Here is an 11,086-nt window from a genome sequence, read left to right as displayed (position 1 = left end):
GTGACAGTGAACGACAGCCCAGCCGAGCGCCGCACCGGAACCGGCGCGGCGGCCGCCCCCCGCCCGCAGGACGACCCCGCCACCCCCGCGGAGATCGGGGAGGACCCCGAGCGCGGGTGCCTCATCACCCGCCTCGCGGAGTTGCAGCGCAGCATGGGCCGGTTCTTCGCCCGCGACCGCTCGATGCCGCTGCTGGCCTCCACCCTCACGATGCAGCAGCTCAAGGTCGTCATGTTCCTGTCGTTCGCCGGGTCCACCTCCGGGCAGGAACTCGCCCGCCACCTCGGCGTCGGCCTGGCCACCGTCACCGGCATCGTCGACCGCGTGGTGGCCCAGGGCCTGGCCAGCCGGCACGAGGACCCCCACGACCGCCGCGTACGCCGCGTCGAGCTCACCGAGGCCGGGCGGCGGCTCACCAGCGAGATCATCGAAGCCGGCACCGGAGGCTACATCCGCCTCCTGCGGCGCCTCGACACCGAGACCCTGCGCACCATGGAGACGGTGATGCGCAAGATCGAGGACGTGATGCGCGAGATGCACACCGAAGACGCCGGCCCGCCCGCCTGACCTGTCTCCCGGGCCCGCCCCGGCCTGCTGCTACCTTCCGGCGATATGCCGACCTACATCGAGGAACTCTTCTCGCTCACCGGCCGGGTCGCCCTGGTCACCGGAGGCAGCTCCGGAATCGGATACGCCATCGCCGAGGCGCTCGGCCGCGCCGGCGCCGCCGTGGTCCTGGTCGCCCGGCGGCGCAGGGAGCTCGCCGAGGCGGTCGGCGGACTCGAAGGCCACGGCGTGCGCGCGGCCGCGATCAGCGCCGACCTCGGCGACCGCGCCGACGTCGCCCGCGTGTGCGAAGAGGCGGGCGACGTCTTCGGCGAGATCGACATCCTCGTCAACGACGCCGCCAACAACATCAGAAGACCCATGGCCGAGCTGACCGCCGACGACTACGACCAGACCATCGCCGTCAACCTCACCGCGCCGTTCCTGCTCGGGCAGCACTTCGGACCTCGCATGGCCGCCCGGGGCCGGGGCCGCATCATCAACATCGGCTCCCAGCAGTCCATCAGCGCCTTCGGCGACAGCGGCGTCTACGGCGCGGCCAAGGCCGCCGTCTGCGGGCTGACCCGCTCCCAGGCCGAGGCGTGGTCGGCGCACGGGGTCACCAGCAACACGATCATCCCCGGCTTCGTCCTGACCCCCCTGACCGCGCCCGCCCAGGCCGTCCCCGGACGGGTGGAGCACATGGCCACCCGGTCCATGACCGGCCGCAACGGCGTCCCCGACGACTTCCGCGGCGTGGCCGTCTTCCTCGCCTCCGACGCCTCGTCGTACGTCACCGGCCAAACCCTCTGCGTCGACGGCGGCTTCAGCGTCCACTAGGAAGCGCCCGGCGGGCGGCGCGACCGGCTCCCCGGTCCACCCGCGGGTTTCCGGGGTCGTGGCCGACAGCTGATCGCCACTTGGCTCCGCGCCGCAGCTACGCAGGTCCAGGCCGGGTATGAGGGTCACGTCCCGGCGGAACCGGACGAGCGACAGCGAACGCCGGGTCAGGAACAGGAAGGCCGTTACCGAGATGTCCCGCTCCCGCACGCGCGACCCGCGCGACACCAAGGTCCTCGCGTCGGGCCTCCCCGCCCGGCGGCTGTTCGTGGCCGCGCTCGTGATCACCGCGGCGGGGGTCGCGCTCGCGCAGCCGGCGAGTGCCCGCGTCGCCCCGCATCATTCGCGCGCGGAGCACATCGCCCTGCGCAACCCCGGTCCGGGCGGAGACGGCGGGCAGATGATCGGACGACGGCGTACGGGCGGCGGCCAGGTGATCAAGGGAGGACGCGCGGGCGGCGGCCAGGGGCAATCCGGCGCGGGCCGTCACAACCAGAACCTGACCGGCGTCATCAGCCCCACCTTCGTCCGGGGACAGGCACAGCAGGCCATCACCGACCACGGCGTGTTCGAGGTGGAGTCCTCCTTCTGCGGATCCGCACCGGACGTGTGCCTGATCGGGCAGAACATGTCGACCCGCCACGGGTCGTGACGCAACGAGACCATAACCGGGACAGGCCTTCGGCGAGCAACCCCGGCTCGCCGCGGGGACGCCACGCGTAGGCGGCACCGGCTCCCTCGCCGACCCTAAGGTGGCCGCCAGGGACGGCTTCGACGTCCGCGACGAGGACGTCTCTCGCCTCTCCCCGTTCGCGCGGCACCACAACCACATCACCATGCCGGGGCGGGTGCAGCCGCACGACCGGCAGCGCGCCCAGCCCGGCCGCGGAGTGCCAAGTCAACCTGACTCTTCCTCTCGCCGTCGGTCATCGCCGGCCGCGGCGGGAATGGCGTTGTCGATGAGGACGGCGGCGATGGCGGCGGCGGTGGGGAAGGCGTCGGCGTTGAGGACCCGGGTGCGGGCCGCGGCGCCGTCGATGAGCAGCGCGAGCTGCTCGCCGAGCTGTTCGGGGTCGGCGGCGCCGGCTTCGCGGGCGGTGTCGGCGAGCCGCGCGGCGACGGCTTTCTTGTAGTCGCGTGCGTACTGGGATGCGGGGTGCTGGGGGTCGTGGAGTTCGACGGCGGCGGCGATGTAGGGGCACAGCGGGGTGGTGGGGGGGATGTCGAAGGCGGCGAGGAGCCGTTCGCGGGGCGTGAGGTCGGTGCGGTCGAACACGCCGGACAGAACGGAGGGGTCGAACCGGCGCAGGTATTCGGCGACGAGTTCGTCCTTGCCGGTGAAGTGCTGGTAGGCCGTGCGCTTGGACACCTGGGCCGCCGCGCAGAGCTCGTTCATGCCGGTGCGGTTGATGCCCTGCTCGCGGAACAGCTGTTGGGACGCGCTGAGGATGCGCTCGCGGGCGCCCCGGCCGCGGCGGCGGCCCTGGGGGCCCTTCTCCACTTCCGTCATGGGCCCATGGTACCCGGGCTGGGTAACGGCCGGTGTACATAGTTTGCGTCCCGGCCACCCGCCCCGTACGGTAAGCACACAGAGCGGTGTACTTAACACCGTCACCCCCAGGTGCACACAGCACCACCGACCCAAGGGAGCGACTATGGGAAAGCTCGACGGCAAGGTCGCGGTCATCACTGGCGCCACCACCGGCATGGCGCTGGCCGGCGCGAAGCTGTTCGTCGACGAGGGAGCGCACGTCTTCATCACCGGCCGCCGCCAGGACGCCCTGGACGAGGCCGTGAAGCAGATCGGCCGCAACGTCACCGGCGTCCAGGGCGACGCCGCCGACCTGGACGACCTGGACCGCCTGTACGACACCGTCAAGCGGGAGAAGGGCAGCCTCGACGTGCTGTGGGCCAGCGCAGGCGGCGGCGAGCCCGCCCCGCTCGGCGAGATCACCGAGGCCCAGTTCGACACCTGGTTCGGGCTCAACGCCCGAGGCACCCTGTTCACCGTCCAGAAGGCCCTCCCGCTCTTCAACGACGGCGGCTCCATCCTCATGACCGGCTCCAACGCCTCCCTCGGCGGCTTCCCCGGCTGGAGCGTCTACGCCGGCAGCAAGGCCGTCCAGCAGGCCTGGGCCCGCGTCTGGCTCAACGAGCTCAAGGACCGCCGCATCCGCGTCAACGTCCTGACCCCCGGTCAGGTCGCCACCGCCAAGCAGGAAGAACTCTTCGACGAGGCCACCAAGCGCCAGTTCGAGTCCCTCATCCCCCGTGGCCAGATGGGCCGGCCCGAGGAAATCGCCACCGCCGCCCTCTTCCTCGCCTCCGACGACTCCAGCTACGTCAACGGCATGGAACTCGTCGCCGACGGCGGCACCACCGCCATCTGAACCAAGCAACCCACACCCACGGCAGGACATCTCATGAGCAAAATCAGCATCATCGGCACCGGGAACATGGCCCGCACCATCGGCGCGCGGGCGATGGCGGGCGGCAACACCGTCGAGATCATGGGCCGCGATCAGTCCAAGGCCGCCGGCCTGGCCAAGGCTCTCGGCGACGGCGCCACGACCGGAGAATGGGGCACCACCCCGGCCGGGGACCTCGTCATCGTGGCCCTGTTGTACAACGGCGTCGTGCCGGCCGTCGCCCACTACGGAGACGCTCTCGCGGGCAAGGTCATCGTCGACATCAGCAATCCCTTCAATTCCACGTTCGACGGGCTGGCGCACGGCGAGGAGACCTCGATCGCGCAGGAAGTCGCCAAGGTGGCCCCGGCCGGCGCCCGCGTGGTGAAGGCGTTCAACACCGTCTTCCGCCATGTCCTGGAGAAGGGGCGGCCCGACGTCTTCATCGCCGGCGATGATGCGGAGGCCAAGGCAAGCGTGGAAGCGTTCATCGAGAGCCTCGGGCTGCGCCCGCTGGACGTCGGCGGCCTGAAAATGGCGCACTGGCTGGAAGGAGCGGGCGTGGTCACGGTGGGCCTCGCCAACCACGGGGTGGGGAACGTGGACTTCGCCCTCAGCATCACCGAACTTCCCGTCTGAGCAAACGGCTGACGGGTGCCCGCCGCCGCATCACGGCGACTGACAGTAAGCGGCGCCCAGGCCATGCGAGGCAGGCCTACCTCCTGGTGATGTCGAGCCTGCTGGGACATCCCTCCGGTCCTGTCCCGGGCTGTTCCAGGCCCTCAGCGTCGGCTGTCTCCCGGCGCGAGCAGGCTGGTGACCTCGGCGATCGACTCCGCCGACGGGTGGAGGTACTTCCGTACGTTCTCCGGCCTCTTGTGCCGGGACTTCGCCATGAGCATCGCAAGGCCGGCCCCGGCCTCGCCGAGGTGGGTCAGGCTGGCGTGCCGGCATTCGTGCAGGTCCCAGCCCGCGCCCGGCACGCCGCCGACGGCTGTGTGCGCGTCGAGGAGGGCGCGGGCCTGCCCGTACGACAGCCGGACCAAGCCGGTGTCCTCCGATCGTGCGACGGTCTCGTACAACATTCGCCACAGCGTCTTCTCCCGAAAGTGGACGTCGCGGCGGGCGATCAGCCGGTCAACGGCCGTCTTCGAGCGCGCCGGGGCCTGCGAGTCCGGCGGAGGCGCGACCGTCACGGGACTCGAACCCGACCCCGCGACCGCCCGCGTCGCTGCCGCACTCGCGCGGGCTCCTATTCGGCGCGCATGCGTGCGACCTCGGACTGGAAGACCTCCTGCGTCCGGCTCAGGAAGGTGGCGATCAGCTCCAACTGCTCGTCCGTGTAGTCGTCCATGGCACCCCGCCATGCCTGGACGAACGGCCGGAACACCGGTGCGACGTCCTGCGCCGCCCGCTGCACCTGGAGCGTGACCGTGACCTTGCGGCGGTCGGAGTCGTCGCGTTCGCGCCGTACGTAGCCGGCCGCTTCCAGCCGGTCGATCACCCCGGTGACGGACGCGGTCGTGATGCCCGCGCGCCTGGCCATCTCGCCGGCCGTCATCGGGCCATCGCTGAGCAGGTTGAGGCAGTGCAGGTCGGTCGTGTTCACGCCGATCCGTTCGGCCGCGGCCTGGCTCATGGAGACCGACCACGCGCCATTCCGGCGCAGTGCGTCGAGCAGCCGGGCCATGAGGTCGGCGCGCCTTGACACAACCACACTTACTCCTTAGCCTTCCAAGTATCTAGCTAAACTAGAGATATGGCTCTCTAGTTGTTAGAGTACCCGGGAGGGTGTTGTGATCAAAGACGTGGTCAAGCGCTTCTATGACGAGGTGCTCAATGTCGGCGACCTCGACGTTGCCGACGAGATCGTCGGCCCGGAGTTCGCGCCCCGCGGCGGCTCCGTCCGCGGCCCCGAGGCGCTGAAGCAGACCGCCCGCTACCTCCGCAACGCGATCCCCGACCTGCGCTTCGACATCGAAGACCTGATCGCGGAAGGCGATCGAGTAGCCATCAGGTGGACCTTGCGCGGCACGCACGAGGGCGACTTCTTCGGCTTCCCCGCCACCGGCCGCCCGCTGGAAGTGCGCGCCTGCGTCGTCTTCCGGCTGGAGGACGGCAAGGTGGCCGAGATCTGGCCGGTCATCGACTCCAGCTCGCTCCCGCGCGCCGCATGACGCCTGCGGCGCCAGCCGTCACCCCGGCACTACGGCGATCGATTCGGCGGAGAGCGTGACCTCGACGGTGATGTACGGATTGTCCGGCTGCGGGAGCTGAAGCCCACGCGTGAACTCCTCCAGATCGTCCGGCATCACCTTCGGCTGGACGACGACCTTGACGCGGCCGGTCTCGTCGTCCGGGTGCGCCGTCATCGTGGCCACCTCGGGTCGGGACCTGAGCCAGGAGACGACCGTGTCCTGGGCCCGGCGGAGCTCCGCGGCCGAGAATCCCTTGCCGCCGATCAGAGTGACCTCCAAGGGGAGAGTCCTGGCCAGCTCGATCGCGCGAGGCGGGATGGAACCCTTGAAGCCGACGCGCAGCCCCCGCTGCTCGTCGACGTATCCGACGCCGGAGATCTCGTCGGGGAACTCCGCATTGAGCTGGTCGATCACCCGGCTGTTGGACGACTGCGAGCCGAAGCGGTCGATGGCCTCCTCATAGGAGATGCCCTCCGATCTGGCGACGGTCCCGAGGTCGACCAGCTCGGCGTAGGGAATGCCGTCGATCATCACGTCCGGGTCGGTCACCGCAGGGTCGTACCCCTCGAAGTCCGTCCGCCTGGGCGACGAGGTGGCGGCCACCCGGGCCGCGTACCGCTTGACCACCTCCTCCAGGGGCCGGCCCGACGACGCCGCCTCTCGCTTGAGCCGCTCCAGGGTGGGCCGGTGCACTTCGGGCTGATCGGCCCGCGGCAACACGATCGTCTCGGTCCCCGCCACAGTGGACATCGGATCAGCACCAGACTGGCCGCAGGCGCACAACGACATGAGCACCGCGACGACGGCCAAACGCGATCTCTTCATACCTGAGGGACGCGCCACCGGCCCAAAGGGTTCATGGCCCTGTTGATCACCACTGATGTGTACGTGGACGGGGGCCGGTCACGGCATCACGACGAGTCGCCTGCCTTTGAGGTCGGTTCGCCGCCAGGCGGTCTCGATGTCGCTCAACGGGACCCTTTCCACGTCGAAGGTGAGCTCGCCGGACCGCGTCCATGCCACGATCCGCTGGTACACCTCGTCCATGGTCCGCGGGTCGAGCCCCTTGGCCGCGCCGTAGATCTCCACGCCGGACGTACGCAGGCTCGACGCGGCGAGGGTGAGTCCGGCGCCGGCCGACTCGCCGATCTGGACCACGCGGGTCGGCTTGCCGAACGCGAACGACCGCGGCACCAGCGCGCGCAGCAGGATCTCGCTGGGCCTGCCCCACAGGTAGTCGAGGACGATGTCGTAGCCGTCCCCCCTGGCGTCGAGGTAGGCCTGCGCCAGCGCCTCGTCGGAGACCGCGGTGTTGATCACCGTGCCGGCCCCGAGGGCCTGCACCTCGCGCAACTGGTCGTCGTCGCGGCCGGTGGCGACGATCCGGCCGGCGCCCAGCAGCCGGGCCACCTTGACCGCGAGCCGCCCGGCGACCCCCGGTGGCGCCCTGCACCAGCACCGTCTCCCCGGGGACGAACCCCGCGGCCGCTTTCATCGACATCGCGGTGACGGCCGAGGCCATCACGCTCGCCACGGCCGGGTCGACGCCCTCGGGGATCGGCACGTAGGAGCCCTGGGGCACCACGGTCTTCTCGGCGAGCGCGCCGTAGGGCGGGCGGATTCCGCCGAACCCGACGAGCGTGCCGTCCGGGAGAGCGCCGACGCCGTCGAAGGCAGGGATCACCGGAAACCGGCCGATGTACTTCTCGCCGGCATAGTGCGTGCCTGCCGCGATCGCCTTATCGACGTTTTCGACGGCGACCGCCTTGACGTCGATGATCACCTCGCCGTCGGCGGCCACCGGATCGGGGAAGTCCTCATAGCGCGGGATGCCGCCGGCTTCGTGGAGCACCGCCGCTTTCATCCCAGCTCCTGCCCGAACAAGCGGGCGATCCGCGTCTGCCACGCGGCCAGCACGCGAGGCGGACGGGCCGGAGAGTGATTCAACCAGTGATGGAGCGAGCGGTGGTCCGGACGGCGATTCGCACGGTGGTGCGTGAGCGAGTGCTGCCACCCCTGAGCGTGGCGGGCCTGGCCCTGATGCTCGGCCGAGTGCCCGGCCGGCTGCTCGGCGTGCGCGGGAACCCCCGGAATGCGGTGGGTCGCCCGGTGCAGCAGGTCGCGGAGCGAGTGCCGATGTCTCATCGTTGCCTCCTGGCACGCGTTTCTCTATCACTGATAGAGAAACCTATCACTGCTAGAGTGCGCAAGGGAGGTGCCGGAATTGGCTCTGGACAAGCAGCGGATCGTCACCGAGGCGGTCGCGCTACTGGACGCGGAAGGTCTCGACGGCGTGACCACGCGCAAACTGGCCGCCCGGCTCGGCGTACAGTCGCCGACCCTCTACTGGCACTTCCCGAACAAAGCCGCGCTGGTCACCGCGATCGCCGAGGCGATTCTCGAGCAGCAGTTCCCCGAGCTGGAGCCACCCGCGCCGGAGGAGCGCTGGCACGAATGGCTGATCGGCCTGGCCGGGCGGCTGCGCCAAGCGCTGCTGGCCCACCCGGACGGGGCCCGCATCATCGCGGTCTCCCAGCTGTCCCTCACGATGGCCGCCATCTCCGAGCTGGCGATGAGCACACTCGTCGGACGGGGCATCGCCCTGCGACAGGCTCGCCTGATCGTCTTGACGGTGCTGCGCTTCACCGTCGGCTACGTCCTGGAGGAACAGGCCGGCCGCCCCGACGCGGACGCCCTCGACGGCTTCGACATGGCCGCCTACGCCGCGGCGTACCCCACCGTGATGGCCGGCGTGACCGAGTACTTCCAGCCTGGCCGCACCGTCGACGATCTGTTCCGCGATTGCCTGGAACAGATCATCCATGGTCCTGCGGCGCAGCCCGGCCCCGCGTCCTGACCGCCCATCCCGGCACGCTGCGGCATCGTGCGTGAAAGTTGCACGACCCGCCTAACTGCGCCGCAGCTCAAGCCCCCACCAGGGGTCTTCCGCTTGACCGTTTCAGTACGTCCTGATCACGATCGCACGGGCAAGATCCTCCAGAAAAGGGACGTAATGAGCACCCTGCGCATCGCCAGGCCGGCCATCGCACTCCTCACGGGCGCAGCGGTCGCCGCCCAGGTCCTCACCGGCGTACCCGCCGCGACCGCCGACACCGCGCTCGACACTGCGCCCGTCAACGTCACCGTCAACACCCGCGCGGGCCTGGCCGCCGCGTCCGACACCGCCGTCGGCACCAACCACGCGATCTGGGACGGCAACCTCGGCACGAACGAGACCGCCGACCTCCTCAAGGCCGCCGGCGTGAAGATGCTGCGCTACCCGGGCGGGTCGTACGCCGACATCTACCACTGGAAGACCCACACCGCCCCCGGCGGCTACGTCGCCCCCGGCACCGACTTCGACACCTTCGTCAGCGGAGCCAAGCGCACCGGCGCCCAGCCGATCGTCATCGCCAACTACGGCACCGGCACCGCCCAGGAGGCCGCTGACTGGGTCGAGTACGCCAACGTCACCAAGAAGTACGGCGTGAAGTACTGGGAGATCGGCAACGAGAACTACGGCAACGGCCACTACGGCGCCGACTGGGAAGCCGACGACCACGCCGACAAGAGCCCCGCCGAGTACGCCAGAAACCTCGTGCAGTACTCCGACGCCATGAAGGCCGTCGACCCCACCATCAAGATCGGCGCGGTTCTCACCACCCCCGCCAACTGGCCCGACGGCATCGTCGCCGAGGGCGACCAGGCCACCTGGAACGACACCGTCCTGTCGATCGCCGCCTCGAAGATCGACTTCGTCATCCTGCACTGGTATCCCCCGTACAACAATGTGGCCGACGTCCTCACCAAGACCGCCCACATCCCCGACATGATCTACCTGGTCCGCAAGCAGATCGCCAAGCACGCCGGCGCCCGCGCCGGCGACATCGGCATCGCGGTCACCGAGATCAACAGCGGGATCGCGCCGAACACCCAGCCCGGCGCGCTGTTCGCCGCCGACGCCTACGCCGGCTTCATGGAACAGGGCGTGTTCACCGTCGACTGGTGGAACGTCCACAACGGCGCCGGCACCATCAGCACCGTCGCCGGCCACACCGACTACGGCGACTTCGGCATGCTGTCCAGCGGCACATGCTCGGGCGACACCTGCGAACCCCCGCTCAACACGCCCTTCGCCCCCTACCACGCGCTCACCATGGTCAGCGCGTTCGCCCGCCCCGGCGACCGGTTCGTCCGCGCCGCCACCGACGAGCCGCTGGTCGTCGCGCACGCCGCCCGCCGCCCCAACGGCGACCTCGCCGTCCTGCTGATCAACCGCGACCCGGACGGCGAACACCAGGTGGAGATCGACTACGCCGGGTTCACCCCCGCCGCCGGAGCGCCCACCGTGCAGACCCTCACCAACGGCGCCACCTCCGTCAGCACCGGCCACGCCGGCACCGCCACCACCCAGACCCTCCCGCCGTACTCGCTGACCACGCTGGTGCTGCACCCGGCCACCGCCACCACCGGCTCCCCCGCGGCCCCCGGACAGCCCACCGCGAGCGGCGTCACCGACAAGACCGCGACGATCTCCTGGCCCGCCGCCGCGCCCGGCGCGAGCCCCGTCGCCAAATATGAGATCCACCGCCAGAACGGCGCCGTCACCGAACAGCTCGGCGAGACCTCCGGCACCTCCTTCACGGTCCACAACCTCGTCCCCGGCACCCGCTACACGGTCAACGTCGTCGCCCGCGACACCGCCGGCCGCGTCTCCTGGGCCTCCGCGCCACTCACCTTCACCACCGGCACCCCCGACAAGAGCTCCTGCTCGGTACGCCTGACGGACACCAGCGACTGGGGCAACGGGTTCGTCGCCACCGTGGACATCACCAACACCGGGACGGCCGCCGTCGACGGCTGGACGCTCCACTTCACCTGGCCCACCGGATGGCAGACCGTCAGCAGCGGATGGAGCGCCAACTGGACGCAGAACGGAACCTCGGTGAACGTCACCAGCACCCCGGACAACGGCAAGCTCGCCCCCGGCGCCGCCACCTCCATCGGCTTCGTCGGCGCCTACAGCGGCCCCAACGTGCTGCCGACCGCCTTCACCCTGAACGGCGCCCTCTGCACCGCACAATGAGCCGCGTG

14 protein-coding genes and 1 pseudogene are annotated in these 11,086 nt (G+C 70.3%); 9 read left to right on the top strand and 6 right to left on the bottom strand.

Annotation, left to right across the window (positions count from 1 at the left end; translation table 11 throughout):
* The first annotated feature begins 6 nt into the window (after positions 1–6).
* The 3 genes from BXA11_RS09875 (at position 7) to BXA11_RS09865 (ending at position 2,038) form a co-directional block, all read left to right on the top strand.
* Positions 7–567 (top strand): MarR family winged helix-turn-helix transcriptional regulator, encoded by a 561-nt coding sequence (locus tag BXA11_RS09875; RefSeq protein WP_239105200.1) that lies wholly within the window; start codon positions 7–9, stop codon positions 565–567.
* Between the two features lie 45 nt (positions 568–612).
* Entirely contained in the window at positions 613–1,386 is a 774-nt protein-coding gene (locus BXA11_RS09870; protein WP_076434225.1) for an SDR family NAD(P)-dependent oxidoreductase, read from the top strand.
* A gap of 193 nt (positions 1,387–1,579) precedes the next feature.
* Positions 1,580–2,038: a hypothetical protein gene (locus tag BXA11_RS09865; protein ID WP_076434224.1), complete on the top strand. Its 459-nt coding sequence runs from the start codon at positions 1,580–1,582 to the stop codon at positions 2,036–2,038.
* Between the two features lie 246 nt (positions 2,039–2,284).
* Here the strand turns inward: BXA11_RS09865 and BXA11_RS09860 are convergent, their stop codons facing one another.
* Entirely contained in the window at positions 2,285–2,896 is a 612-nt protein-coding gene (locus BXA11_RS09860; protein WP_076434223.1) for a TetR/AcrR family transcriptional regulator, read from the bottom strand.
* A 145-nt stretch (positions 2,897–3,041) separates the two neighbouring features.
* On the opposite strand from BXA11_RS09860, the gene BXA11_RS09855 reads away from it, so the two are divergent.
* Both BXA11_RS09855 and BXA11_RS09850 read left to right on the top strand, forming a co-directional pair.
* Positions 3,042–3,776, top strand: a complete 735-nt coding sequence (locus BXA11_RS09855; protein ID WP_076434222.1) for an SDR family NAD(P)-dependent oxidoreductase — start codon at positions 3,042–3,044, stop codon at positions 3,774–3,776.
* A 33-nt stretch (positions 3,777–3,809) separates the two neighbouring features.
* Positions 3,810–4,433 carry an NADPH-dependent F420 reductase gene (locus BXA11_RS09850; RefSeq protein WP_076434221.1) on the top strand — a complete coding sequence of 208 codons (624 nt, stop codon included), beginning with the start codon at positions 3,810–3,812 and terminating at the stop codon, positions 4,431–4,433.
* Between the two features lie 143 nt (positions 4,434–4,576).
* Here BXA11_RS09850 and BXA11_RS09845 read toward each other — a convergent pair whose 3' ends face one another.
* Both BXA11_RS09845 and BXA11_RS09840 read right to left on the bottom strand, forming a co-directional pair.
* Positions 4,577–4,990 carry a hypothetical protein gene (locus tag BXA11_RS09845; RefSeq protein ID WP_204053927.1) on the bottom strand — a complete coding sequence of 138 codons (414 nt, stop codon included), beginning with the start codon at positions 4,988–4,990 and terminating at the stop codon, positions 4,577–4,579.
* A 56-nt stretch (positions 4,991–5,046) separates the two neighbouring features.
* Positions 5,047–5,511, bottom strand: a complete 465-nt coding sequence (locus tag BXA11_RS09840; RefSeq protein ID WP_143734170.1) for a MarR family winged helix-turn-helix transcriptional regulator — start codon at positions 5,509–5,511, stop codon at positions 5,047–5,049.
* A 79-nt stretch (positions 5,512–5,590) separates the two neighbouring features.
* Here BXA11_RS09840 and BXA11_RS09835 point away from each other — a divergent pair, with 79 nt between their 5' ends.
* On the top strand, positions 5,591–5,971 hold the full coding sequence (locus tag BXA11_RS09835) for an ester cyclase (RefSeq protein WP_076434219.1): 381 nt from the start codon (positions 5,591–5,593) through the stop codon (positions 5,969–5,971).
* An 18-nt stretch (positions 5,972–5,989) separates the two neighbouring features.
* On the opposite strand, the gene BXA11_RS09830 is transcribed toward BXA11_RS09835, so the two are convergent.
* Entirely contained in the window at positions 5,990–6,742 is a 753-nt protein-coding gene (locus tag BXA11_RS09830) for a hypothetical protein (protein WP_076434218.1), read from the bottom strand.
* Positions 6,743–6,895: 153 nt separating this feature from the next.
* Positions 6,896–7,408 (bottom strand): annotated as a pseudogene (locus tag BXA11_RS43870) (zinc-binding dehydrogenase); the annotation flags it as partial.
* Between the two features lie 23 nt (positions 7,409–7,431).
* Here BXA11_RS43870 and BXA11_RS45295 point away from each other — a divergent pair.
* Positions 7,432–7,560 (top strand): hypothetical protein, encoded by a 129-nt coding sequence (locus BXA11_RS45295; protein ID WP_275409749.1) that lies wholly within the window; start codon positions 7,432–7,434, stop codon positions 7,558–7,560.
* A 292-nt stretch (positions 7,561–7,852) separates the two neighbouring features.
* Here the strand turns inward: BXA11_RS45295 and BXA11_RS09820 are convergent, their stop codons facing one another.
* Positions 7,853–8,137, bottom strand: coding sequence for a hypothetical protein (locus tag BXA11_RS09820; protein WP_076434217.1), 285 nt, complete (start codon positions 8,135–8,137; stop codon positions 7,853–7,855).
* Between the two features lie 79 nt (positions 8,138–8,216).
* On the opposite strand from BXA11_RS09820, the gene BXA11_RS09815 reads away from it, so the two are divergent.
* Entirely contained in the window at positions 8,217–8,849 is a 633-nt protein-coding gene (locus tag BXA11_RS09815) for a TetR/AcrR family transcriptional regulator C-terminal domain-containing protein (RefSeq protein ID WP_076434216.1), read from the top strand.
* A gap of 156 nt (positions 8,850–9,005) precedes the next feature.
* The gene (locus tag BXA11_RS45290) at positions 9,006–11,078 is read left to right on the top strand and encodes a cellulose binding domain-containing protein (RefSeq protein WP_076434215.1); all 2,073 of its coding nucleotides are present in this window, start codon (positions 9,006–9,008) and stop codon (positions 11,076–11,078) included.
* The last annotated feature ends 8 nt before the right edge of the window (positions 11,079–11,086 follow it).

Source organism: Microbispora rosea (assembly GCF_900156315.1).
GTDB lineage: Bacteria > Actinomycetota > Actinomycetes > Streptosporangiales > Streptosporangiaceae > Microbispora > Microbispora rosea.
Note: the sequence above shows the minus strand (reverse complement) of the source record. Positions and strands in the feature narration are given on the sequence as shown.